The organism is Oceanospirillum sediminis, from assembly GCF_014164585.1.
Taxonomy (GTDB): Bacteria; Pseudomonadota; Gammaproteobacteria; order Pseudomonadales; family Halomonadaceae; genus Oceanospirillum; species Oceanospirillum sediminis.
Genome location: NZ_JACJFM010000008.1, coordinates 132,197 through 157,375, shown reverse-complemented (window position 1 = coordinate 157,375; position 25,179 = coordinate 132,197). Strand labels below are relative to the sequence as shown.

The window sequence follows — 25,179 nt, the reverse complement described above, 5'->3', positions numbered from 1 at the left end:
ATAAATGTTATCAGAACACAAATGGGAAATCGGCGTTTCTGCAGGGAGTTATTACCCAAGTCTTACACAAGAGTTTTGGGGGAATGACTTAGGGCTATCATATGAGGATGATCATATGGGAATGCAGTTCTTCGCATACTCATATCATATAGATGAGCTCGATGATCCTGAAGATGTTGCATGTCGTCTCTTCAGCCTCCAGATACTTTTAAATGGGGCTTTAAGATTATCGTGGAACGATAACAGCTTTATTCCTGTGGAATTCACTTACTTTTTCAAATGTAATGGAGAATCCCGTCATAATGTTCATGCATCCAACATTGAAAGAAATCCGTTTAGTTCTGATGAAAACATAGACCTATTAGAGCACCCTGTGTTTCCAGCCAAAGGGAGACTCCACTCACGAATACTAAATATATGCAAGAAAGATGAAGCTCTCCGTTCTTTGGTTTTTTTGGTAGGGCTGATATCAACCAATAACTCTCTAGAAAAGATCATGACATGGGGGACACTGTACAAAATTCACGACAGTGTTAAATTTCATTCGAAGAGTAATGGCTACGACGAAAGTAAACTAGGCGACTCTAAGCGTATAGACGAGTTCAAAGCCGCATGCAATAACTCTCCTCTACTGGGACCTTTTGCACGCCACGGTGACATGGGCTGGACAGAGCCAAAGAGCGCTATTACTGACATCGATGAAGCAATCGACCTAATTATTGGTTATGCACATAATTTTTGCATGGAACATCTCAAATCTAAGCACTCTAGAAAAGAAAGCTCAGCTTAAAATTGACGCTTCTGTCCAAAAGCACCAATTTCGAAATCACCAACGTTATCATGCAATAGCGTTGGTAATTTTAATGTATATTAGATGTGCTCAGTAAATGGCTTTTGAGATCATAAATATAAATTACAGGAGAGTGTGCGGTTCTTACCAAGGAGTACTTAAAACAATAGATTACAGAGGTCTTCGCGTATTAAATAAGCTATACAGGTGTGAATGCGGATAAGATTTTTTAAGAGGTAATGCTTTTTGATTTTGGGTAATTAATAAGGGGTATAGTGCTATATTAAGGTTTTATTAGTGCTAGTATGTCTGAAAGCTCTTTTCTTACTTCTGCGTTCTTCTTATGAGCTTCTGCCAGTTCTTCTTGCAGGTCAGCAACTTGCTGTTCCAGTTTGGCTACTTCAGATGAAGCTAACCTATTGGCCGTCAGCCATATACGATCTAAAGAAGACTGGATTGCTTTTTTCAGATTTTCAGGTATATCTAATCCTTCGAGCAGGTCTTCCTGTTGCCATACCTTTACCACAGACACAGGTGTTGATGGAGACTCATTTGTGGTTTCCATCTGTTTATCTGAATTGCTGGCAGGGAATGGGTTTTCAGCAACTATTTCGACTTTCAGGTTAGATTTAACAGTCATTCAGGTTGTTTTTATATTTTGAACATATAAAAAGTATGTATAATACATTTTGGCTTGTTTTTCCAGAGTCACTGGTCTGGGAGTATTGATTCAGATCACTTTATCTGTAATTTGATCAGAGAGCTTTATTGTCTATCTGGCACTATAAATAAAGTTTTTCAGTATAATGTATAGTTCTGCACAAAATTCTCTGCGAATTTATTATACACTTCCAGCGCTTTCTGGGTTTTATCTGTTGGTTTGCCATTGCTCATGAAACACTGGCCTCCAATAACTAGCATATTGCCATCCATTCGAGCACTTTCGATCTTCATTCCTTTGATGTAGCCAGGAAATGATGCCAGCTCTGTATTGGCCCGATCTATAATGTCAGCTTCTGATAGTACAAGCTTAATCATAACGTTTGTCTTTTAAATATCATTCCGTTTTCAAACTGATAGAGTTTTTCAGATTATAATATTTTTTAGCAGGACTCTTCCGCTTTTTTGCTTATTTTATTTATTAAATCTGAGTTTTTGATTAATATTTCGGCCAGCTCCTCTGTGGAGTTGAATCCGATATGGAAGTTTTCCCCAAGGTCTGCCCAGTAGATATAACAATCTGAGTCAAGATGTTTGTTTATGTCAGAAAAAGGAGGTAGTGACTGTATATGGTTGCTTTTTTTAAAAAGCATATCAGGGATTATGTTTATCGCATTATTTCTATTTTTATATATTTTTATATTCATATTTATTTTTTTTATAGTCATTTTCTGGCCTACTGAATAACTATTTAATTAAAAATAATATGTTGATGCCGCTCATCCTTTCTGAACTATCCTGACTTTTACATTCTTATTATATACATTTTAAATTGAAAGCATACAAGAAAATATTGCATTACGTTACAATTTTAGCATGTTCTAATTCTGATGCCATTTTGCCCGTCAGAAATCTTGCTTCTGTGTGAATCTACTGGTTATTCAGAGTGCAACTAAGGCGGGTAGTGAAACCACAGGAAAAAAATTGATCTTATTTTTCAGCAGGTTATTAGCCCTTACACTACCTGAAGAACAAACTGCAACATTTCGATGCCTGATCGGCCTTCAGTTAATCATCAATCAGCCGTAAGTTAAAAGATCATATTTAATCGAAGAGGAAAGTTAAAATGGATGCTATCGGTAATATTGCAATGAGCATGGGGCAGAGTAATGCCATGCTGGGTGTACAGGCGGCATTAGTGAAGTCTATTCAGGATACGCAGAAAAGTACCGTTGAGACTCTGCTGGGCTCTGTGGCCCAGGTACAACCATCTGTTGAGCCTCATCTGGGTAACAATATCAACGTCACCGCCTGATACTCCAATCAGAAAAAGGAAGGGTAACCTTCCTTTTTTAACTTCGCATCCCGATTACTTTAAGGCACTATTCCCTGCCTGCTTTATATTCTGGTAAGCCATCGTTAATTTGAAACCAGCTGACACGGCTCTCGGTGTAGATGTGTGCATCCGGGTGCAAGTCGACCGGAGTGTCCAGAGTAGCGCTGGCAAACTCAATCACTGAGCTATCCGCATCAGAGGCGCTGAAGGTCATACTGGAGCCGCATTGTTCACAGAACTGACGCCTGGTGCCGTTGGGGGCCTGATAGGTCTTCAGATTACTTTCCCCCTGTACCCAGCGAAAATGCTCACATCTGGCTTCTGTATAAGTCGAAAAGGCTGCACCATGAAATTTGCGGCACATCGTACAGTGGCAGTGGGCCATACGGTGATGGATTTTACTGACTTCATAACGAATGTTGCCACAGAGGCATGAACCGGTAAGCAATATGTCCTGAGCGGGGGGAGTACTCATAAGATATTCCTGATCTGAGTTGAGATTAAATCCTGTGATATACACCTGAATAAACCGGTTGTGATACTCAGCCTGTTGGATGGAGAGCACCGCAGCTGCAGAGAATGTTGTTCAGGTACTTAAGGCGTATTATGAGAAAAGAATCTGAGGATCAGGGCAAGTGAAAAGGTTTAATGGTCGTCTGAACAGAATTAATGCTTAAAACGACAACACCCGGCATGATGCCGGGCGCTGAAGGCGATTGAAGCTACTGCATGGTGCAAATGACCCGTATGTCGGGTTCGTTGGTTTTTTTATTCTGTTCTTTGTTATTTATAACAGGAATTCATCCGTTTTTCCGACTAATTTTCCAATTTCCGGTTTGGTCATGGTGTCATTAGCACCAAGATCCATCGCTTTTTGTCTGTTATCATCACTCATAATAGAGGAAAACATCATAATAGGAATAGTGCTATAGGTCTTACTGGCTCTCAGTCGTTTTACCAGATGCATACCGTCCATACGTGGCATTTCCACATCGGTAATAATCATACTAACCAGATCGGATACCGGCAGGTTCTCGTCTTCTGCTACGTGTTCAAACTCTGTCAGAATTTCCCAGGCATCGAGACCATCTTTTGCGGCAATTACGTTGTAGCCTGAGGTACGTAATGTGGTTTCAATCAACTTGCGGATAAAGGCAGAGTCATCTACTACCAGCAGGGTTTTAGCCTGTCGTTTGGCGGTCATACGATCATCAATCAGTACCTTGCGGTCTTCGGTGACATCATATTTTTCCATACTCAGTTCCGGATTGATATCTGAGATGATTTTCTCAAAATCCAGAATCATAATCAGACGATCTTCGCGACGAACCACGGCAACGACACAATCCTGTTCGCCACTTTCCAGGAACTGGCTCGGAGATTCAACCTCTGCCCAGGAGATACGGTGAATACGGCTGACGCCATCAACCAGAAAACCGTTAGCCATGCGATTAAAGTCAGTGACAATCACATTTTTACGTTCATATTCGCCTTTGGTGCGTATACCCAGCCAACCCGCCAGATCGACCAGTGGAATCAGATTATCCCGCAGAGAGAATACACCAACCAGATGCGGCTGTGGATTTGGGTAGTCCGTTGTTTCCGGTACCCGAATCACTTCCCGGACTTTGGCGACGTTAATACCGTAGTGAGAGATTTTTTCTCCGCCACCGGGCAGTTCCTTACGCAGCTGAAATTCGATAATCTCCAGCTCGTTGGTTCCGCTTTCTAACAGAATTTTCTGCTTATCTTCGGTTACGGCGCTCATAAGCTCCCTCTCGTAAATGACCCGAAATTAATTAACGAAATATAACTCCGGATAGGTTGTATAAACCGTCGCAAAAAAAGCAGGGTATCCGGAGAAGATGTGCTATTGATGACATTTTATCCACATCGGATCATAGCATCAGCATGTGGATAAATTAAGGGGAAAGCGATGTAAAGAGTAACTTTCTGACACTTTCTTACGTTGTAATCTACTTTAAACGGCACTACGCCTTCAGCCGGTGCTGAAGGTGCTAACCATTGCACGGACAAACACCCCCTAATGGGAGTGTCTGCCCGGTATCAGACCTGTTGTCAGGTTAACCGGATAAAATGGTCAACTGCAGATCACTGGCGCTCAAAAGCGACTTTGCCATCGACAATCGCGTATTTAACCTGACCGCTTACCGTCTGATCCATCAGAGGTGAGTTTTCACCGGCAGTAAACAGGGTGTCATGGCTGACCTGCCATTGAGCCTGAGGATCAAACAGACACAGATCTGCAGGTTGCCCGGTAGCCAGAGAACCTGCCGTCAGGCCAAGAGCCTGAGCCGGGCCTGAGGTCAGGCGTTCAACCAGTTGTGGCAGAGTAAATAAACCGTCTTCTACCAGTGTCAGGCCCTGAGACAGGGTGGTTTCCAGAGTCGCCATGCCAGGTTCTGATGCTGCAAAAGGTGCCATTTTGGCTGCCTCTTCATGGGGCAGGTGGGCTGAGGTGATCACACTCAGTACACCCTCTTTTACACCCTGTCGCAGAGCGTCGCGATCGGCTTCGGTACGCAGAGGCGGTTCAACATAGAACATGCTGTTATAGCCATTGATCTCTGCTTCTGTATAGATCAGGTGAGCCATATCAACATCAGCCGTTACCGGCAGCCCTCGTGTCTGGGCATCGGCAATCATTTCAACAGCACGGGCCGTCGACAGCATACCAAAGTGTGCTTTAACGCCTGTGGTTTCAATCAGATGCAGCACACGGGCCAGACCAATCGCTTCGGCCGAAGCCGGAATACCGCCCAGTCCAAGACGACTGGCCAGAGCGCCTTCGTTAGCGCAGCCATCAGCCTTCAGCCAATGATCTTCCGGATAGAACACCACGCGCAGATCAAATGTTGACGCATACTCCAGACAGCGGCGCAGTACCAGAGTGCTTTCAACGGGCTGGCGCATATTAGTCACGGCGACACAGCCGGTATGCTGAAGGCCGGCCATATTACTCAGATGAGTACCTTTCAGACCCTGGGTCATAGCACCCAAAGGCATCACTTTTGCCTGAGAGAGTACTTCTGCCTTATCGAGAATCTGCTGAGCAACCGCTGAGGAGTCAATGCAAGGTGATGTATCCGGGCGGCAGCAAATCGTGGTATAACCACCGGACAGTGCAGCTTTGGTTTCAGAGCGCAGATTGCCCTTATAGCTGGGGCCGGGTTCACGCAGATGAGCGCCGATATCAATAAAGCCTGGTGTGACCACCAGACCTTCGGCATGAATAGTACGCTCAGGATTAAAGCCTGCCGGGGCTTGCCCCAGCGCCAGCACCCGGCCATCAGCCAGATGGATGTCGATCAGTTCATCAATGTTCTGTGCCGGATCAATCAGGCGACCACCACAAATGGTTAATTTCATGCAGATGCCTCCTCGTTATTCTGATCCTGCTGGTTCTTTTGTTGCATCTGGCCGCTGACTGTCATCGACATCACTGCCATACGGATTGCGATACCATAGCTTACCTGGTTCAGAATCAGAGACTGAGGACCATCAGCGACCACGGACTCAATTTCAACACCTCGATTGATCGGGCCTGGATGCATGACAATGGCATCCGGGCGGGCATAATTCAGTTTTTCTGAGGTCAGACCGTACAGGCGGTAGAACTCCCCTTCGCTGGGCAGCAGGGCGCCATCCATACGTTCTTTCTGCAGACGCAGCATAATGACTACATCCACATCTTTCAGGCCGTCTTCCATCCGGGTGTACAGCTTAGCGCCCAGCTCTGCCAGGTTATCCGGCAGCAGGGTTTTAGGGCCGATCAGGCGCACTTCTTCAGCACCCAGAATATTCAGAGCCTGTACCTGTGAGCGTGCTACCCGAGAGTGCAGAATATCACCCACAATGGCCACTTTCAGCTTAGAAAAGTCACCCTTGTGCTTGCGTATGGTGTACATATCCAGCATGGCCTGCGTCGGGTGAGCATGGCGGCCATCACCGGCATTAATAATGGCTACATCCGGTGTTACCTGGCTGGCAATAAAATGTTGTGCCCCGCTATCGGCATGGCGAATCACGAACATATCACTGCCCATCGCTTCCAGGTTCTGCAGGGTATCCATCAGGGTTTCGCCTTTGGCTGTTGCTGACTTACTGATATCCAGATTCAGTACGTCAGCGGACAGGCGCTGGGCGGCCAGCTCAAAGGTTGAGCGAGTCCGGGTACTGTTTTCAAAGAACAGGTTTACCACGGTTTTACCCCTCAGCAGAGGGACTTTTTTAACTGACTTTTCGCCTATGTTGACGAAGGAGTCCGCTGTATCCAGAATCTCTTCCAGAATTTCCTTAGACAGACCGCCAATACTCAGGAAGTGGCGCAGCTTACCATCTTCGGTCAGCTGGACATTTCTCGGGTCGATCGGGTGTACATCAGTCATCGATGTCATCGGGCCATTCTCACCAGTCACACGCTTATTACAGAAACCCCCAACCTGTCAGGGTCGGGGGCCATAAAAAATCAGATCGCCCGTTACGGGCTTTCCTGTAGCTCAAGGCTGAGGTTATCGGGGCCTGTCAGCTTAATGCGTTGCCCCGGAGCCAGCGTCAATTGCTGACCACAGATATCGGGCTGGATCGGCAGCTCCCGGCCAGGCAGATCCAGCAAGGCGACCAGAGTGACAGACTCAGGCCGGCCATAATCAAACAGTTCATTCATGGCAGCGCGTATGGTCCGCCCGCTCATAACAACGTCGTCTACCAGCACAACATGGCGCCCTTCTGTATCAAAAGGCAGGCTGGATGGCTTAACACTGGGATTCAGGCCAACCCTGGTATAGTCATCACGATAAAAAGAGATATCCAGCATCCCCATCGCTTCGTCATGTTCCAGTAATGTACCCAGGCGTTCTGCTACCCAGACGCCACCGGAATGAATACCCACCAGGGCAATATTGTCACGCCCGTTCCGGGCAATATGATCCTTCAGCTGTTGCGCCATCTGTGCGATCAGCTGGTCCACTTCAGGGAGGGTTATTTGCGTCATTCTGTCAGCCCACGTTGATCCATTTTTCGGGTATCCGTCAGCATTCCCTTTATGCTGGTGCTCTCCTGATTAAAGAGTCAAATATTAAAGGGGCATGTTATGCCGACGGGCAGTGCAGGAATAGCCTGCCCCGGTATCGGCTATTATGACTGAGCGGAGCTCTGCTCGGCAAACCAGGATTCCAGAATCAGCTGGGCAGCAATACCATCTACCGGAGTGTCCTTGTAGCTGCCTTTATGGCCCAGATCTCTGGCAATCACTTTCGCCTGTTTAGTTGTACCTCGTTCATCCATACCGAACCAGGGTTTACCATACTGACCATACAGACGGTTGCCAAATTTTCTGGCCCGACGACTCATTTCACTCTCGGTGCCATCCATATTCAGAGGAATACCAACCACGAAGGCATCGGGTTGCCATTCACTGATCAGCTTCTGCAGTTGCTCTTTGTTTGGAATGCCATCTTTAGCCTGAACCGGTGCCAGGGAGTTGGTAGTACCCAGCATCTCCTGACCGACCGCAACACCAATGCGAGTGGTGCCAAAATCAAAAGCCAGAATGGTTCTCTGTCCTGTTGTCTGTTTGCCTGCCATCTATGCGTGACCAGCCTGACTGCTGAGCAGATTGATATCAATGCCCAGTAAACCGGCGGCGGCCTGCAGGCGCTGACTGTTTTCAGCCTGGAAAATAACCGCCAGGCTGGCTTCGCAGGTCAGCCAGGTGTTTTCCTGGATCTCACGTTCCAGCTGACCGCCTTCCCAGCCTGCACAACCCAGGGCTATCAGGGTATGCTGAGGACCGCGACGATTGGCGATGGCTTCCAGTACATCTACTGATGTGGTCAGTGCGACCTCATCCGATACCTGAATACTGGAATCCCAGCTGGCTTGCCCGGTGTGCAGGATAAAACCCCGCTCATGATGTACCGGACCGCCTTCATAAATGTGCTCAACCAGTTCGTGGCCTTCACTCAGACCGCTGTTAGGGTTCGGCAGATCCAGCTGGGCAAACAGCTCAGGTACAGCCAGCTGCTCCAGTGGTTTGTTGATCACTATGCCCAGGGCGCCATCTTCATTATGTTCACAGATGTATGTCACGGTGCCGGAAAAATCGGAATCTTCCAGGTGAGGCATCGCAATCAGAAAATGGTTACGTAAACTCTGAAAATTACTCATCGGTTAACCTTTTTCTGTGGTGCTAACAGGGTGTTTTACTCTGTTTCGCCAAATAAGTTGCCATTTCCGAACTGCCATGTACGGATAATTTCAAGGATATCGGTGCGCTCCCGCATCGACAGTGGAAAAGGCGCAAAAGGTGCAGACAGTTGAACAATATCAATTGCCGCCTGATCCAGCAGAGGGTGTCCCGAAGATTCCAGAACCTGTATCTCTCTGACCGTTCCATCACTATTCAGGGATACCAGCACTCTGAGCCGCCCGGACAGTTTTTGTGTCCTGACCTTTTCAGGATAGTTCAGATTGCCAACTCGCTCGATTTTCTCCTGCCACTGACGCAGGTAGAAGATGTCGTCTGTAGCTCTGGCTGTCACCGTGGACAGTGTTCGCACTTTAGGCCGTCTGGCGTATTGCTCTTCCAGTGCTTTCTGCTCCGCTTCTAAACGGGCAATTTCGACACTGCGTGCTAACAGAGCACGGGCATCGGTCAGACTGTTTATTTCGGGTAAGGTGTCAGTCTGCTGAGGTTCATCTGCAGGAGCTTCCGGTTCTGAGGCATGTACTTCAGTAACCGGGGGCTGATTATCCTGCGCCTTGGCTTCAGATTCAACTTTTGCCGGTATTTTTGCGGGTATTTCCTGGATCGACGGTGTAATGACTGCCGTTTCTGGTAAGTCGGAAGTGTTTTCCGGTGCGACTTTTACCGGCGATGAGACAGAAGGCGGTATTGTTGCTCGGGGCGGAGTCTTTAATGATTCGGGTTGCTCTTCTGCTACCGTCTGTACTTTATCCGGAGGAACAGAGGATTCCTCATGTGCAGGCAATGTCTGCTCAGCGGCTGGTGCTGTGGCCCTGACTGTTTCTATTGCTTGTACCGGTTCCTTCTCAATATCGGTCTGGCCGCTGCCCTGCTGATCCTGCTCTGCGACAAAATTAACCGGTTCAGTCACAGGCTCTGATGGTGTGCGTACCAGAGTAATCTGCAGGCTGCTGACCACTCTTTGGTCTTTATCTGGTTGTGGCAACGGCCAGTTCAGCGGAATACCGGCCCAGAGCAGGAAATAAACGACCAGAGTCAGAAACAGGGTGAAAGCCAGTCGGTCCTGCGAGGTGACCTGGCTATCCGGGTGAGGGACCGGAGGTAGTGAGTGAGTCAGGTCTTTGTCTGATAAACGAGGCCGGACTGTCGACGATGACAGCCCGGTAATCATATCCGGCAGGCGTTCAGACATGCCGTAAAATTCAGCGTGCTGCCAGTTTTTCGGCGATGACATCCATCAGCTGACCTGCGATATCCAGACCAAACTGATCATTCAGTTCCCGGACACAGGTTGGGCTGGTGACATTCAGTTCGGTCATGTAACCACCAATGACATCCAGACCAACAAACAGCAGGCCTTTTTCTTTCACTACGGAAGCCACCTGCTCACACAGCCAGTAGTCCCGGTCTGTCAGCGCACGACCCACGCCAGAGCCACCAGCGGCCAGGTTGCCACGTACCTCGCCTTTAGTCGGGATACGTGCCAGACCGTAAGGAACTGGTTCGCCGTTAACCATCAGGATACGGGTATCGCCTTCAGATATTTCCGGCAGATACTTTTGCGCCATAATCTGCTGGGTGCCCATATTAGTCAGGGTTTCCAGAATCGCACCCATATTAACGCCCTCTTCCTGTACCCGGAAAATGCCGGTGCCGCCCATGCCATCCAGCGGCTTGAAGATCACATCTTTATGCTCTGCATGAAACGCCCGCAGAATATCTTCCCGGCGGCTAACCACGGTCGGTGGGCAGCATTCAGGAAACTGCTGAGCAAACAGTTTTTCATTACAGTCACGCAGACTCTGAGGTTTATTAACCACCAGTACGCCTTCGCGTTCTGCCTGTTCCAGCAGGTACGTTGCGTTGAGAAATTCTGTATCAAACGGTGGGTCTTTACGCATCAGTACAGTATCCAGCTCTGCCATAGAGCTGATCTGCTCTTCACCCAGTTGATAAAAATGATCCGGGTCGCGGAATACCGTCAGCGGACGCATGACGGCCATCGCTTTACCCTGCTGCAGGAACAGATCATCCTGACGCATGTAAAACAGTTCCCAGCCCCTGTCCTGTGCTGCCCACAACATAGCCAGTGTGGTGTCTTTTTTGTAGTTGATCCCTTCAATAGGGTCCATCACCACACCCAGTCTGATACTCATCTTGTTCTCTCCTGAATCAGGGCGCTCAGAAGTCGCCCCAGCAGTATTGTAAGACGCTCATGGCCGCTACCGGGGCCGTTTCTGTTCTCAGTACACGGGGCCCCAGGGCCAGGGCGTTAAATCCCTGTTGCTCTGCCTGAGCAATTTCAGCAGCTGACAGGCCTCCTTCCGGACCGATCAGCAGAGCAATCGTATCTGGTTTGTCATAGCCGCTCAGCTTACGTTCGGTTCTGTGGTGCAAGACCAGCTTAAGATCGGCTTCGATCTGCTGTAACCACTGATCAATGGATACCGGCGCATGGACAACGGGGACATGATTGCGCTGACATTGCTCACAGGCACTGATAGCCACTTGTTGCCAGTGCTGCTGTTTTTTTTCCGCGCGCTCAGCTTTTAAGCGGATATCGCCATGTTCACTGTAGATGGGGGTGATTTCAGAAATTCCCAGCTCGGTGGCTTTCTGAATGGCATATTCCATCCGGTCACCCTTAGAGATAGATTGGGCCAGATGCACATTAAGCGGGGATTCTTTCTCTTCGGCATGGAATTTCGTTAATTCCACGCTGACAGAGCGTTTGCTGGACTGGGTAATAATGGCAGAAAAACAGCCGCCCTCTCCGTTAAAGAGAGTTAGCGGCTGTCCGGCTTTCATACGCAGTACCAGGCCTACATGACGGGCAGCGGCGTCATCCAGTTCGATAACCTGCCCGGTCGCCAGAAACTGGCGGGTATAGATGCGAGGTACAGCCATATAATTAAGCGTCAGCCTGAGCTTCTGCGGCCTGGCGCTGCATCGCTTCTGCATACAGAGCGTCGAAGTTAACTGGTGCCAGCATCAGTGCAGGGAAGCTGCCACGAGTGACCAGGCTGTCGATCGCTTCACGGGCATATGGGAACAGTACGTTCGGGCAGAATGCACCCAGAGTGTGGTGCAGCTGAGCATCTTCCAGGCCATCAATGTGGAACAGACCTGCTTGCTGAACTTCTACCAGGAAAGAGGTTTTTGCATCATCGCCTTCGCCGTTGCTAACTGTCACGGTGAGGTGTACAACCACTTCATACATGTTTTCAGCTACTTGCTGGCTGTTGGAGTTCAGGTCCAGGTTTACACGTGGCGTCCAGTCTTCCTGGAATACAAACGGAGAGTTTGGTGCTTCAAAAGACAGGTCTTTTACATAAATACGCTGCAGGGCAAACTGAGGTTGATTCTGTTCTTCAGCCATGATCATTCCTTAAAAGTTGTTATCTTCAGACCTCATTTGCACAGTCTGAAAGTGGATCAGGCACCCGGTCTTAACCGGGTGCTTAAAATGGGTTGTTATTATACTGAAAACAATGATACCGGTAATTAGTCACCGGCCAGTAAACTGTCCAGTTTGCCGGAGGCTTCCAGTGCAAACAAATCGTCACAGCCACCTATGTGGGTGTCTCCAATCCAGATCTGAGGCACGGTGCGACGACCGCTGAGCTTAATCATTTCGGCCAGCTGGGCCGGTTCGCGCTCAACATCGATCTCTTTCACACTGGCCTCTTTGTTGGCCAGCAGATACTTGGCACGAACACAGAAAGGACACCAGGATTTACTAAAAACTGTGACGGTTTGCATGACATTTTCCTGTCGGTTAATTACTTTTTCACGACGGGCAGATTTTCACTCTGCCACTGGCTCATACCACCGCGCAGATTACGGGCCTGTTCGAAACCAGCCTGTTTCAGCAGGGTAACCGCAGTGCCTGCAGAGGTGCCCATTTTGCATACTACGATCACAGGTTTGTCTTTATATTTTTCCAGCTCGCCAGTTCTCTCTTTCAGACTGGCCAGAGATATGTTCACCGCACCGGCAATGTGACCGTTTTTAAACTCGTTACGGTCACGAACATCCAGAAATACACCATCCTGACGATTCACCATCATGGTTGCTTCATGACTACTGAGAGATTTTGTACCACTCTGTAGTTCATATACCAGCCAAAGAATTAACAGAATTGCAAAGGTACCCACCAGCATCCAGTTGTTGGTGGCGAATTCAATATACTGTTCCAACGTCTTTCCTCATCGCCCGGGTTCAGGAAGCTCAGAGCGCAAACAATGCACCCTGATTTTTCGGCCAGTAAGTATACACAACCTGAACAAAATGTGATCTGTTCTCAATGGGAGCTTTTTCACTTTGTTTCAAGTCCTGAATCCAGCGATTTCATCATGGCAGGAGAAAAAGACGCACCTGTGTTCGAATCGTTACTGATATACGCTCATGTTTCATGGGGCAGATTCAGTAATCTGAAATCAGTTATCAGGTGGTATATCCGTTTTTTCTTTATAATTGCATGAGAGGGGGCAGGCAAGGAAAGCATTTGGGCACAACCTGTGATTCAGGGTATGATTAATCGCCCTGTGCCGTCCCGGAATATCCTTGTCGGGAGGCGATAACATCCACTTTTACTGCGATCTGTCTACATCATGTCAAAAAGAACGCCTGTTGCTCTGATTATTCTTGATGGTTTTGGTTACAGCGAAATCGCTGAACATAATGCTATTGCGAACGCCAGTACCCCGGTTTGGGACCAGCTCTGGCAGAACCAGCCAAACGCCCTGGTGGAAACCTCCGGCATGGCAGTAGGACTACCCGATGGACAGATGGGAAACTCAGAAGTCGGACATATGAACCTGGGTGCAGGCCGCACGGTTTATCAGGAATTTACCCGAATCACTAAATCTATTGATGATGGTGATTTCTTCAGCAATGAAGTGCTGGTTCGTGCGATTGATAAAGCCGTCGCTGCTGATAAAGCTGTACATCTGATGGGACTGTTGTCACCTGGCGGTGTCCACAGCCATGAAGATCATATTCTTGCTGCCTGTAAGCTGGCCGCTGATCGTGGAGCGAAAAAGGTATACGTGCATGGTTTCCTGGATGGCCGTGATATGCCGCCTCGCAGCGCGGAACCGTCAATTGCCAGAACCGATGCATTGCTGAAAGAACTGGGTGTGGGGTTTGTGGCGTCTCTGGTTGGTCGTTACTATGCGATGGATCGTGATAATCGCTGGGAGCGTGTAGAAGAGGCGTATAATCTGCTGACTCAGGCTGAAGCGAAATACGTCTATCCGGATGCGGTACAGGCTCTGCAGGCTGCTTATGAGCGTGATGAGAATGATGAGTTTGTTGCAGCCAGCAGTATCCGCCCGGATGGTGAGACTGTACAGATTGAAGACGGTGATGCGTTACTGTTTATGAACTTCCGTGCTGATCGGGCCCGTGAGATCACTCGCAGCTTTGTTAACCGTGATTTTGATGGTTTTGAGCGCAAAGTGGTACGTGATCTGGCGGATTTTGTCATGCTGACCGAATATGCTGCAGATATTGATACCAGTACGGCTTTTCCGCCAAATAAGCTGGTGAATACGCTGGGCGAGTTTATGGCGAAGCAGGGTAAAACTCAGCTGCGTATCGCTGAAACAGAAAAATATGCCCACGTTACTTTCTTCTTCAGTGGTGGCCGTGAAAATGAATATGACGGTGAAACCCGTGTGCTGGTACCCTCTCCTCAGGTTGCTACCTACGATCTGCAGCCGGAAATGAGTGCCCCGGAAGTCACTGACAAGCTGGTCGCTGCCATTAAAAGTGGCGATTACGATCTGATTGTCTGTAACTATGCAAATGGCGATATGGTCGGGCACACAGGACAGTATGATGCTGCGGTTAAAGCGGTTGAAGCACTGGATGTCTGCCTGGGACGGGTGACAGAAGCTTTGGCTGAGGTGGGTGGTGAATGCCTGATTACCGCAGATCATGGTAACGCTGAACAGATGGTAAACCCTGAGTCGGGACAGGCTCAGACGGCCCATACCACGTTCCCTGTACCTCTGGTGTACTTCACTCCGCGCCGGGAACAGGTCACATTATCGAATGGTCGTCTTTGCGATATCGCACCAACCCTGTTAAAAATCATGGGGCTGGAACAGCCAGAAGAGATGACAGGAGAAAGTCTGGTCAGCTATAGCTGATGTTTTCCATCTGATGATAACGAAAGAACAGGCCCGGATTTTCTCTGGCCTGTTCTTTTTTCTGAGGCAGAAAAAACTTATGATGGCCTGCAAGGTAACTGTCGTGGCTTTGCTGTAGCCTGCAACCGTTTTCTGTCTGAATACTATCTGGCAGGTCTTTCATTCTATGGAAGATTTTAACCTGCCGCTGGAACCTGAGAATCATTGACGATCAACGCCTGTGTTTTTATTTAATGCTTTATGTTCAAGATCTTATCTGACGCTTAGTCTGACCCTGTTGCTGGGTCTGGCGACACCTGTGGTTCTGTTCGCAGAAGATGATAGAAAAGCGTCAAAAGAGCAGCTGGAAGCATTAAATCAACGTATCAAATCTCTGGAAAAATCCCTTAATCAGATTAAAGGCACCCGAGCTGAAGCTGGCAAAAAGCTTCGCCATTCAGAGAAACTGATCGCTCAGACCGCGCGTAGTATCCGGGAAAATATCAGTACCAGTGAAAAACTTCAGCAGCAGCTTAAAGGACTTAAGGTCGAGCTGGTAGAGCTGAAGAAAAAAGAAAATATACAGAAATCTCTGTTGGAGCGTCAGATTCGGGCGGCTTACGCTATGGGGCGTCAGGAACACCTCAAGGTACTGTTGAATCAGCAGCAACCCGACCGGCTGGCTCGTGTCATGCGATATTATGATTATATCAACCGCGAACGTGGGCGGCGCATTGATGACTATGTTGCTGTGGCAGAACAGAAACGACAGGTCGAAACAGAAGTCCGGCAGAAAGAGTTCTCCTTACAGGGGCTGCGAACCAAACTGGAAGAAAAACAGCAGCATCTGGAAAAAGAACAGAAAAATCATGAACAATTAGTCGCTCAGCTGGACAAAGACATTAAGGGGAAAGACAGTGAGCTGTCGACCCTGAATCAGAACCGTCAGCGACTTGAACAATTACTGAAAGAAGTTCAGGCTGCTGCTGCTGCGATCCGCATTCCAAAGCCAAAGGATACCAGGCCTTTTACTTCGATGAAGAAAAAGCTGAACTGGCCGTTAAAGGGGCGCAACCGGGTGCGTTATACCTATGGCAGCGCTGAGGTGGCTGGGAAGCTGAAGCGCAATGGCATGGTCATTGCTGCAGATGAAGGTCAGGATGTGAACGCGATCCACTCCGGGCGAGTCGTTTTCGCTGACTGGCTCAGAGGATACGGGGTTTTGCTGATTCTGGACCACGGAAACGGCTACATGAGCCTGTATGGCTATAATCAGACGGTACTGAAATCTCCGGGAGACTGGGTAAACAGTGGCGAACTGATCGCCACGGCTGGCCGCAGTGGTGGGCAATCCAGTGCCGGTTTGTATCTGGAAATTCGTAGAAAAGGTCGTCCGATTGACCCATTGAGCTGGTTAACCCAAAAGCGACGGGGCTGACAGGTGTTTAAAGACAAGCTGAATTTTATTAAAACGTACCTTTATTTATTAAATAGCACCATTATTCATAATAACCGGATCTGATCCGGGTATTTTATCAGAGCGTTACCCATTGTTTGCTGTCATCAAGGAGAACTACATGAGCGCAATATCCATGCATCTGACCCGACTGGCCCGGCTGAGTGCTCCGGTCATTCTGGGTATGAGCTTAACTGCGCCCCTTGCTCTGGCAGAAACCGCAAAAGAACCTGCAGGGCTGCCTCTGGAAGAACTGCGCACCTTTGGTGAAGTGTTTGAGCGTATCAAACGGGCCTATGTACATGAGGTCGACGATAAGGAACTGCTGGAAAATGCTATCCGAGGCATGCTGTCTGGTCTGGACCCTCATTCGAACTACCTGAAACCGGAAGACTTTGAGGAGTTGCAGGAAAGTACCCAGGGTGAATTTGGTGGTCTGGGGCTGGAAGTAGGCAGCGAGAACGGTTTTATCAAGGTTGTTACTCCTCTGGATGATACACCGGCTGCCCAGGCAGGACTGAAGCCTCAGGATCTGATTATTAAACTGGATGATACACCGGTTAAAGGCATGTCTTTGCAGAAAGCTGTGGAGATGATGCGTGGCAAGCCCGGTACAGACATCCGCCTGACGATTGTACGTGACGGTGTTGAAGGGCCTTTTGAAGTTACCCTGACTCGTGATCTGATCCGTATTACCAGTGTGAAACATCGTATGCTGGATGAGCACTACGGTTATATTCGTATTACTCAGTTCCAGGTGCATACCGGTGAGGAAGTTGAAAAAAGCCTGCTGAAGCTGCATGAGAAAGCCGGTAGTAAACTGCGGGGGCTGGTGCTGGATCTGCGCAATAATCCGGGTGGTGTGCTACAGGCTGCCGTTGAAGTGGTGGATGCTTTTATTACTGAAGGATTGATTGTTTACACCGAAGGTCGACTGAATAACTCTGAATTGAGGTTCAGTGCAACAGACCGTGACCCCAGCCTGGGTATTCCTGTGGTGATTCTGATTAATGAAGGCACGGCTTCAGCTTCGGAAATTGTCTCTGGCGCTCTGCAGGATCACAGACGTGCTGTCATTATGGGGACACAAAGCTTTGGTAAAGGATCTGTACAGACCATATTGCCTCTGGCCAGCGAGCGTGCTTTGAAACTGACAACGGCGTTGTACTTTACGCCATCAGGGCGTTCGATTCAGGCTCAGGGGGTATCACCGGATATTGAGGTCAGGCCTGCTCGCCTGACCCCACTGGAAACAAAACTGCAGGTCACGGAAGCCGATCTGGATGGCCATCTGGAAGTGGATCAGAAGAATTCAACTGATGGCACAGCTACCCCGGATAAGAAACAGGATAAGCGTAGCGTCAGCAAGAAAGAAGATCTGGCGCAAACAGATTACCAACTATTTGAAGCCCTGAGTTTGCTGAAAGGGCTGCACATACTGCAACCGGAAAAATAAACAAGATGAATATTCCCGGGTTCAGATGCCTGAAATATATTCTGGTCGGTATATTATCCGGCCTGTTTGCTATGCAGGTTCAGGCTGGCAAGCAACCTACTATTACTCTGATTATTGATGACCTTGGTTATAATAAACGCAATGGAACAAGGGCAATTAATCTGCCCGGACCTGTGACGCTGGCTATTCTGCCGCACACACCGTTCAGCAAAAAACTGGCCCGCCTGGCTTATAAAAAAGGTAAAACGGTAATGTTGCACGCTCCGATGACGAATATTCATCAGCGTTCGCCAGGTCCGGGTACACTCAGCCCTGAAATGGATAAAGAGGCATTTATGGCATCGTTGCGTAAGTCGCTGGATGCTATTCCTCATGCGCAAGGGCTGAATAACCATATGGGCAGTGAGCTGACCCAGGATAGTACGCGCATGAAATGGGTGATGGAAGAAACGGCCAAACGTCGCCTGTTTTTTATCGACAGCCGCACTACAGCTAAGTCCGTTGCGGAGAAAGAAGCCAGGAGCGCTGGGGTTCCGGTATTAAGCCGGGATATTTTCCTGGATCATATTCGTACAGAAAAAGCCGTCAATGCTGCCTTTGATGTCATGATTAAGAAAGCCCGCCGTTACGGTAATATGATTGCTATCGGCCATCCTTACAGTGTCACGATGGATGTACTGGAAAAGCGTTTGCCTGAGTTGGAAAAGATGGGTATCCGTATGATTTCGGTTTCTGACCAGCTGATTGCTAAGGGACAGCGTTACCAGACACCGGATACTATGGTTGCCAGTCATTCTGCGGGCAATAAGGTGTCTGCATCTCAACAGGCGATGACCTCACCTGCGCCTCGTCTGAAGCAGTCTGCAGCTATGTCTCAGACGGATAAAGGCATTGCGGTGAAAGAGAACCGTTCAGCTGCGCCGATTAAATCTGATCCTCAGCTGGTACCTGTGGCACCGGATGCGAAACCTTCTATGATAAAGCACACACCGGCACCGGTGAAACCTGTCACTATGGACAGCACAAAGCCCGGCCTGCAGCCACTGGATAACCAGCCTGTCAAAACACCGGCTATGCTGCAGAGTATCCCGGTACAGCATTGGGATCTGCAGATGAAACCGGTACCGTAATCTGAATAAAATGCCAGAGTCTGCCGCAGGCTGGCTTCTGTTTTCTGAACGTTATGTTATTAAAGAGATCCGATGAGTAACTTTTTCCAGCAACTTAAAGCGTTGCAACCCTGGCAGCAGACTGCGTTTGCCGCAGCAATGGCAGAACGCATGCTTCCTAATTATGCACTGTTCTGTCAGGTCGTGGATGACAGAGAGGCCCAGCCGCTGAAAAACGCGTTGATGCTGGTGTGGGAGTTTCTGAGCAGCAAGGACAGTAAGATCAATTTTGAAGTGCAGCTGGAAAAAGTGGCTGAGCAAATCCCTGATGCAGCAAGCTACCCTATGTATGGGGTTTATCCGGCGATTGATGCGGCTATGGCTGTGCATACCACTATGGAGCTGGCCATGGGAACTCAGGCTGAAGAAGTCACACGTATCAGTCGCTTGATGCGTCAGACTATTATTCGTTTTGTCGAAGCAACAGAAGACCTGCCTGAAGACGAAGCCTTGCGCCGAAAAGCGCTGAATGATCATGAACTGATGCAGTTTGATCATGTGTTTCAGGATGAAGTTCTGGTTCAGCTGCAGGATATGAAAGCTTACGATAAAAACGGGCTGAAAGCACTGCGCCTGATGGCTCAGAATGATGGCGTGAGCTGTCTGGGATTATCCGCCGAAGAGGTTGATTAAGTCTGACTTTACCGGGAAACGGCTGGTCAGATAATGATCCCGCCAGCCGTTGATTAGTCTAAGTGTTATTAATTGATTATGGCTGAAGTTCGCTCCAGTCAAAACGGGTAACCCGGTTGCTGATCAGGGAAAAGACAAACACATAGCCATTACCTGATGTGATCTGTTCGGCGGCAAATAAACCACCTGGTCTTGTGCCCAGTGCGGTATCGTACCAATGGCCCTGATAAGGTGGTCGAATAACACCCTGGGCATCCGGTGAGTAACCATCCGGGTTATTCCAGCTGCGGGCCAGCATATTAAAACCATCGGCGACTAGAAGGGCATCCTGTGTGGCGTTGTAACTCAGACCCACAGGTAAAAACAGCTGATCCGGGTCCAGTGTGACCGGATGATCGTAGGTGCCGCCACCTTCGCCTACTTTGCCTGTGTATGCTCCGGTTACCGGATTGAAAGCCTGAATGCGCTGGTTACGTCGATCCGTCACGTATAAACGATTGTTTAAAGCCAGAATACCGCCAACCTGATCAAAAGTGCCTGCTGCACCTTCATTAAAGAAATCTGAACCCAGTTGCCAGTTACTGCCCAGATCGGTACCTTTCTGACTGTCAGAACCGCCCATATTCCAGTTGTAATTCAGACTGCCGTAGTAACTGTCATAGTCAAAGCTCCACACCCGATTGCCAAAGCTGGTGATATAGATACGATGATCCTGCCCACCCTGAGATGCGACCGACACGGATACCGGATAATTGCCATTGGCGATATCAATCTCAGGGGCCGACAGGTAACTGGTACGATAGGTCAGATTAAAAATGTCCTGTAACTGACCCGAGGTATTATAGATACGCAGTGAACTGTCTCCCACATACCACCAGGGCAGGGTGGCATCAGAGGCGACGAGTACCGCGACCAGTTCACCTTTTACAGGGTCAGTAAAGCGGGTGATACCGGTTACGCCATAACTCAGATCAGAGCCGGTAAACCGCCCCTGATACTGGCCGTTCTGATCGTACATATTAATCCGGGTATTGGGTGTATCACTGACGAGCAAGCGTCCCGTGCTATTCAGCCAGGCCATACCACTGGAAGAATGCAACTGGCCGGGCAGTGAACGAGGATGGCCCCAGAACTCATGATCCGATACGCCACCGACACCTTCAGATACCGAGCAGCGTAACAGAGTCAGGCCGCTGGAACTGGTCCAGCATTTTTTAATCCGGTTGTTACCGCTGTCACTGACCAGATGCACGCGAGCATTGCTGTAATACTCGCCCCAGGCCCAGATGTTTTCCCGGTAGAACTGACCATTGCCATCAATCACCGGCACTAAATCATTAGGTAACTGAAAGGCTTTATCTTCCGTCAGTGCTGTTGCAGGAGTGCGCATCAGTACCTGGTGGATACCCAGTTCACCGTATTCCCAGGCACTCTGAGCATCGCTGCTCAGGCTGCTGCGATAACGTACCGGATCAGAATCAGATGGGCTGGCCAGATTATCAAAACGCAGGATACGTCCATTATAGGTATCTGCCACATACAGATTGCCTTCTGCATCGGTACGTACACCACGAGGCCGCTTCAGATGATCATCAGCACCGGAACTCCGATCAAAACGTCCCAGCATATCGTATAGCGTCAGCTGACCTGTGCTGGCATCGGCCCGGAAGATCTTAATGCGGTTATTACCGTTATCAGCGACATAGATATAGGTTTTATCTGTGCCAGATTGCTGGTAATAGGTAATGCCCTGAGGGATACGAAATCCGTTCAGTTTATCCGGCTCTCCGGCATAATCGTCGTACCAGGTGGAATCGGTGCCATAGTTCTTATCCACACCCTTGATAATCGGACCGGCGCCAACGTAATTCCCCTGACTGTCCTGATGGCCCAGCGTCTGTACCAGAGTGACCTGATAGTTATTGTCCGGATCAATGCTGAATACCTTCAGACGATGATTAAACTCATCAGAGATATACAGAAAGCCTTCTGGTGTGATGGTCAGGTTTCTGGGCAGAGTCAGATCTTCGCCACCACCATGACCTTTCTGGCCAATGGATGTTACATATTCAAAGTCATCCGCATTGCCGCTGACCGTACGGAAAAAGTGAATCTGATGTCGACCCACATCATTCACATACAGGCCTGCCAGACGATCATCATCGGCTTCGCTCTCCGATAAAAATACTATACCCAGTGGCGCTTTAATATCCGGCACACTGGTTGCCGGACTGTCGGATGCCAGAGTCTGGTCATTGTCATCCAGCACTCCGGTTATAGCACCATTCAGATTCAGTACCCGGATAATATGGTTGCCCATGTCCGCCACATAAACACGGGCACCGGATGCTCCGCCAGACAGCGTATCCTTATCGTAAGTGACTGTAGTGGGAGTATTAAATTGATATTGCTGATGAACGACTTCATTGACCAGATCAGCTGAACGGTCCTCATCAGCAAAGGTCTGAAATGCCTGAACAGGCAGGCTGACCAGTGATAAAGAGCATGCGGTCAGGCTGACATTGAGTGTCAGTCGCCGCAAAAACGAGCAGATAGTCATAACGCATACCCTTTGACATATTCCTGACTAACCTCCTGATCAGCCAGGAAGAACAGAACACAATAAGGCTCGCGCCAGAGACTTATTCAGAATCTGGTGCGACGATATTGAACGCATGCGGGGTATGCGTGATTCCAAAATAACCAGCAACACAAGGTTGTGCTATGACTAATCTGTTTTAATTTGTCACAGAGTTTAATTTCTGATGATTGGTGCTGTGAAAATCAAATCATAAAATTCTGAGTTTTATTGAATGATCAATCTGTTAAGCAGATCGGCTTAAGGTTGATGCCGCCAGGCCACAGCCAATCAGTGTCACGCCTCCGCTACGATTTAACCACAGAGAAGCTTTTGCAGACTGTAACCAGGGGGCAACCTGATTAGCCAACAAGGCATAAACCGCCAGTACCAGAAAAACCACCAGCAAAAACAGCGGAGCCAGAATCATTAACTGTGGCCATAGAGCCTGATCCTGTGCGATAAACTGCGGAAAGAATGCGATAAAGAAACCGATAATTTTAGGGTTCAGCATAGTCACTGAAAATGCCTGCCAGAAAGCCCCTTTCTGCTGCTTATAAGGTTCTGTGCCCTCAGAATGGTTCTGATACTTTTGATGCTGTTTATCTAATTGAACATCTTCAGAGTGCTTCATGGCAATTGCCTGGCTTTGAATCTGCTGCCAGCCCAGATACAGCAGATAAATCACCCCAGCCCACTTCACCGCTTCAAATAACAGCGCAGAGCTGTGCAGAATAGGCCCTAACCCACTGATCGTCAGGGCCAGAAGAATGGCATCTGCTGCCACGACACCGGCAGCGGCCAGTAGCGCCTGACTCAGCCGATGTTGCAGTGCCTGGAATATCACCAGCAGCATAGAGGGGCCAGGCATCAGGGTGATCAGTATCGTGGCAAGAATAAAACTGATTAACATCGTTCTGCTCCTGTGATCAGCGCAGTAGTGGCAGGTGACCGGTGAAACGGTTGACCAGTTTTTTCGGACCGCATAATGCAATGCCCTGATAAACCACCTGTTCAGCAGGTAATGCTGCAAGGTCCGTTTTATAATCCTGATAACTGCGGGTGCGACGGGTTGCATCACTTAAATCCACCACCACCAGCTGATCCTGGTAGTCAAACAGGGTCTGGCGGAGTGTATTAAGCTCTTTGACCGGCACAGTCAGAACCGGCAATGCATACTGAGTAATCCCCAGGTGAATCTGTTGCTGCAGATCCTGAAAGTTATCTCCGACCAGTTGAGGCAGCTGTTTTGCCAGGCTCATTGCCAGTACACCGGCTGCGTTAGCCATCACACCAACAGGGAGCTCCGGGTTCAGAATCAGTACGGTTTTCAGTTGCTCCATCTGCTCTGATAGGTGTTGTGCTACTGGAGACAGTGAAATGTTATAAGAGGTGTTTGTCATAATATTCAGATCAGTCATATCTCGTATCCTGTGCCATATTCAGGACTGTTATCGCCATACTATCTGGCAGTTCCAGCGTGTTATCTGCACTATAACCATGACATTAATATCTGATTAGCCAGGTGAATTTATTTTCACTGTTCTGATTTTTTGCATAATAGTGCAACAGCGATAGTGATTTAAGTGCTGCGGCTATGCCTGCTACAGGCACGGGAGCTGTTGTCTGGAATGAATGGCGGCCTGTATTTAACGCGTTGAAAGGATAACCTGATGATTGATGAACTCAGAGCCATGGCGATTTTTGTGCATACCGTTGATACCGGCTCCTTTCGTGGTGCGGGTCGGATCTTGTCTTTATCGCCTTCTGTTGTCAGTCATCATATTAACCAGCTGGAGCAGAAGCTGGACACACCACTGCTGTATCGCTCAACCCGTAAGTTATCACTCACAGATGCGGGTAAACAGCTATACATAGCGGCCAGTGAAATGCTGCGAGTGGCCAGTGATGGTCTTGAGCAGGTTAACCAGCAGAGCCAGAGTCTGACTGGTCGTTTACATATCACACTTCCGGCAATGTTTGCCTGCTCTCCCTTGATGGATTGCCTGTCGATGTTTATCCGCCAGCATCCGGAGATAGAGTTACAGATGAGTTTTAGTGATCGGGCTGCGGATCTGGTTGCAGAAGGTATTGATCTGGCCATTCGTATTGGGCCATTAAAAGATTCTGCTCTTAAAGCGAGGGCGCTGTTTGAGATGCCCAGAGTTCTGGTCTGTCACCCGGATCTGCTGCCTGAAGGTTTGAATACGCAGTGTTCTGACGTTGTGGTGGAAAGCCCCCCGGAAGCTGACCCTCAACCCTTGATCACTCTGCTGGAAAAATTACCCTGGATCGGATTCAGCCAGAGACCGGGGGTTAAAACACTGATCAGGAAAACCAGGCCAGCCTCAGAACAAGTGACAGAACAAGCAGCAGAAGCAAAAGAAACGTCAGAAGTAATAAATACAACCGCTTGCATCAATCACTTCAGCATCAAAGTGACCAGTCGGATCAGTGTGGATAATCTGGAAGCTCAGCTGTCGCTGGCCAGAAAGGGATTGGGGTTGATTACTCCGCCCCGTTTTATGGTGCAGGATGATATTGCGCAAGGCACCCTGGTTGATCTCTTAGCGCACTGGCAACCAGAACCCTTGATGGTTTATTGTGTCTGGCCGGAGCAGACAGTACGAAACCATCTGACCGGCCATGTGGTGTGTTATCTGCAACAACACCTGGTGGTTTAACGTTTAAAGCTGAAAACTGAACGTTATATCTGATTCGAGGCTTTAAAGGCT

27 protein-coding genes are annotated in these 25,179 nt (G+C 48.7%); 8 read left to right on the top strand and 19 right to left on the bottom strand.

Annotated features, from left to right (window positions below):
• Positions 1-4: 4 nt before the first annotated feature.
• On the top strand, positions 5-790 hold the full coding sequence (locus H4O21_RS08800) for a hypothetical protein (RefSeq protein ID WP_182808480.1): 786 nt from the start codon (positions 5-7) through the stop codon (positions 788-790).
• A 283-nt stretch (positions 791-1,073) separates the two neighbouring features.
• On the opposite strand, the gene H4O21_RS08795 is transcribed toward H4O21_RS08800, so the two are convergent.
• Both H4O21_RS08795 and H4O21_RS08790 read right to left on the bottom strand, forming a co-directional pair.
• Positions 1,074-1,430 carry a DNA-binding protein gene (locus H4O21_RS08795; protein WP_182808479.1) on the bottom strand — a complete coding sequence of 119 codons (357 nt, stop codon included), beginning with the start codon at positions 1,428-1,430 and terminating at the stop codon, positions 1,074-1,076.
• Positions 1,431-1,588: 158 nt separating this feature from the next.
• Positions 1,589-1,828: a DUF2498 family protein gene (locus H4O21_RS08790; RefSeq protein WP_182808478.1), complete on the bottom strand. Its 240-nt coding sequence runs from the start codon at positions 1,826-1,828 to the stop codon at positions 1,589-1,591.
• A 748-nt stretch (positions 1,829-2,576) separates the two neighbouring features.
• On the opposite strand from H4O21_RS08790, the gene H4O21_RS08785 reads away from it, so the two are divergent.
• Positions 2,577-2,765 (top strand): YjfB family protein, encoded by a 189-nt coding sequence (locus H4O21_RS08785; RefSeq protein ID WP_182808477.1) that lies wholly within the window; start codon positions 2,577-2,579, stop codon positions 2,763-2,765.
• 67 nt (positions 2,766-2,832) lie between these two features.
• Here the strand turns inward: H4O21_RS08785 and H4O21_RS08780 are convergent, their stop codons facing one another.
• From H4O21_RS08780 to H4O21_RS08720, 13 genes are all read right to left on the bottom strand, one after another.
• A complete protein-coding gene (locus H4O21_RS08780) occupies positions 2,833-3,261 on the bottom strand; it encodes a GFA family protein (protein ID WP_182808476.1) in 429 nt (142 codons plus the stop codon).
• Positions 3,262-3,573: 312 nt separating this feature from the next.
• Positions 3,574-4,554 (bottom strand): chemotaxis protein, encoded by a 981-nt coding sequence (locus tag H4O21_RS08775; protein ID WP_182808475.1) that lies wholly within the window; start codon positions 4,552-4,554, stop codon positions 3,574-3,576.
• Between the two features lie 344 nt (positions 4,555-4,898).
• Entirely contained in the window at positions 4,899-6,176 is a 1,278-nt protein-coding gene (locus H4O21_RS08770) for a dihydroorotase (protein WP_182808474.1), read from the bottom strand.
• Positions 6,173-7,204 carry an aspartate carbamoyltransferase catalytic subunit gene (locus H4O21_RS08765; RefSeq protein ID WP_370463914.1) on the bottom strand — a complete coding sequence of 344 codons (1,032 nt, stop codon included), beginning with the start codon at positions 7,202-7,204 and terminating at the stop codon, positions 6,173-6,175. The genes H4O21_RS08770 and H4O21_RS08765 overlap by 4 nt, the downstream gene beginning before the upstream one ends.
• 83 nt (positions 7,205-7,287) lie before the next feature.
• Positions 7,288-7,800, bottom strand: coding sequence for a bifunctional pyr operon transcriptional regulator/uracil phosphoribosyltransferase PyrR (gene pyrR / locus H4O21_RS08760; protein ID WP_182808473.1), 513 nt, complete (start codon positions 7,798-7,800; stop codon positions 7,288-7,290).
• Positions 7,801-7,943: 143 nt separating this feature from the next.
• A complete protein-coding gene (gene ruvX / locus H4O21_RS08755; RefSeq protein ID WP_182808472.1) occupies positions 7,944-8,393 on the bottom strand; it encodes a Holliday junction resolvase RuvX in 450 nt (149 codons plus the stop codon).
• A complete protein-coding gene (locus tag H4O21_RS08750) occupies positions 8,394-8,975 on the bottom strand; it encodes a YqgE/AlgH family protein (RefSeq protein WP_182808471.1) in 582 nt (193 codons plus the stop codon).
• 35 nt (positions 8,976-9,010) lie between these two features.
• Positions 9,011-10,249 carry an energy transducer TonB gene (locus H4O21_RS08745; RefSeq protein ID WP_182808470.1) on the bottom strand — a complete coding sequence of 413 codons (1,239 nt, stop codon included), beginning with the start codon at positions 10,247-10,249 and terminating at the stop codon, positions 9,011-9,013.
• Positions 10,218-11,171, bottom strand: coding sequence for a glutathione synthase (gene gshB / locus H4O21_RS08740; protein ID WP_182808469.1), 954 nt, complete (start codon positions 11,169-11,171; stop codon positions 10,218-10,220). Before gshB ends, H4O21_RS08745 begins: the two co-directional genes overlap by 32 nt.
• Before the next feature lie 25 nt (positions 11,172-11,196).
• Positions 11,197-11,922 (bottom strand): 16S rRNA (uracil(1498)-N(3))-methyltransferase, encoded by a 726-nt coding sequence (locus tag H4O21_RS08735; protein WP_182808468.1) that lies wholly within the window; start codon positions 11,920-11,922, stop codon positions 11,197-11,199.
• Positions 11,923-11,926: 4 nt separating this feature from the next.
• Positions 11,927-12,394 (bottom strand): protein-export chaperone SecB, encoded by a 468-nt coding sequence (gene secB / locus H4O21_RS08730; RefSeq protein WP_220495573.1) that lies wholly within the window; start codon positions 12,392-12,394, stop codon positions 11,927-11,929.
• A 125-nt stretch (positions 12,395-12,519) separates the two neighbouring features.
• Positions 12,520-12,777: a glutaredoxin 3 gene (gene grxC / locus H4O21_RS08725; RefSeq protein ID WP_182808466.1), complete on the bottom strand. Its 258-nt coding sequence runs from the start codon at positions 12,775-12,777 to the stop codon at positions 12,520-12,522.
• A gap of 20 nt (positions 12,778-12,797) precedes the next feature.
• Positions 12,798-13,214, bottom strand: a complete 417-nt coding sequence (locus H4O21_RS08720) for a rhodanese-like domain-containing protein (RefSeq protein WP_306667877.1) — start codon at positions 13,212-13,214, stop codon at positions 12,798-12,800.
• Between the two features lie 414 nt (positions 13,215-13,628).
• Between H4O21_RS08720 and gpmI the strand changes: the two genes are divergently transcribed.
• Entirely contained in the window at positions 13,629-15,173 is a 1,545-nt protein-coding gene (gene gpmI / locus H4O21_RS08715; protein WP_182808465.1) for a 2,3-bisphosphoglycerate-independent phosphoglycerate mutase, read from the top strand.
• Here the strand turns inward: gpmI and H4O21_RS08710 are convergent.
• Positions 15,160-15,378 carry a hypothetical protein gene (locus tag H4O21_RS08710; RefSeq protein WP_182808464.1) on the bottom strand — a complete coding sequence of 73 codons (219 nt, stop codon included), beginning with the start codon at positions 15,376-15,378 and terminating at the stop codon, positions 15,160-15,162. The two genes, gpmI and H4O21_RS08710, sit on opposite strands and share 14 nt — an antisense overlap.
• A 15-nt stretch (positions 15,379-15,393) precedes the next feature.
• Between H4O21_RS08710 and H4O21_RS26180 the strand changes: the two genes are divergently transcribed.
• The 4 genes from H4O21_RS26180 (at position 15,394) to H4O21_RS08690 (ending at position 19,866) form a co-directional block, all read left to right on the top strand.
• The gene (locus H4O21_RS26180) at positions 15,394-16,590 is read left to right on the top strand and encodes a murein hydrolase activator EnvC family protein (protein ID WP_182808463.1); all 1,197 of its coding nucleotides are present in this window, start codon (positions 15,394-15,396) and stop codon (positions 16,588-16,590) included.
• 139 nt (positions 16,591-16,729) lie between these two features.
• On the top strand, positions 16,730-18,064 hold the full coding sequence (locus tag H4O21_RS08700) for a S41 family peptidase (RefSeq protein ID WP_305082223.1): 1,335 nt from the start codon (positions 16,730-16,732) through the stop codon (positions 18,062-18,064).
• Between the two features lie 5 nt (positions 18,065-18,069).
• Entirely contained in the window at positions 18,070-19,194 is a 1,125-nt protein-coding gene (locus H4O21_RS08695) for a divergent polysaccharide deacetylase family protein (RefSeq protein WP_182808462.1), read from the top strand.
• A 72-nt stretch (positions 19,195-19,266) separates the two neighbouring features.
• Positions 19,267-19,866, top strand: a complete 600-nt coding sequence (locus H4O21_RS08690) for a YjaG family protein (protein ID WP_182808461.1) — start codon at positions 19,267-19,269, stop codon at positions 19,864-19,866.
• A gap of 76 nt (positions 19,867-19,942) precedes the next feature.
• On the opposite strand, the gene H4O21_RS08685 is transcribed toward H4O21_RS08690, so the two are convergent.
• The 3 genes from H4O21_RS08685 to H4O21_RS08675 form a co-directional block, all read right to left on the bottom strand.
• Positions 19,943-22,426 (bottom strand): NHL repeat-containing protein, encoded by a 2,484-nt coding sequence (locus tag H4O21_RS08685; RefSeq protein WP_182808460.1) that lies wholly within the window; start codon positions 22,424-22,426, stop codon positions 19,943-19,945.
• 265 nt (positions 22,427-22,691) lie between these two features.
• Entirely contained in the window at positions 22,692-23,357 is a 666-nt protein-coding gene (locus tag H4O21_RS08680; protein WP_182808459.1) for a LysE family translocator, read from the bottom strand.
• A gap of 16 nt (positions 23,358-23,373) precedes the next feature.
• Positions 23,374-23,865, bottom strand: a complete 492-nt coding sequence (locus H4O21_RS08675; protein WP_182808458.1) for a DUF2000 domain-containing protein — start codon at positions 23,863-23,865, stop codon at positions 23,374-23,376.
• A 252-nt stretch (positions 23,866-24,117) separates the two neighbouring features.
• Here H4O21_RS08675 and H4O21_RS08670 point away from each other — a divergent pair, with 252 nt between their 5' ends.
• Positions 24,118-25,128 carry a LysR family transcriptional regulator gene (locus H4O21_RS08670; protein ID WP_182808457.1) on the top strand — a complete coding sequence of 337 codons (1,011 nt, stop codon included), beginning with the start codon at positions 24,118-24,120 and terminating at the stop codon, positions 25,126-25,128.
• Positions 25,129-25,179: the final 51 nt, after the last annotated feature.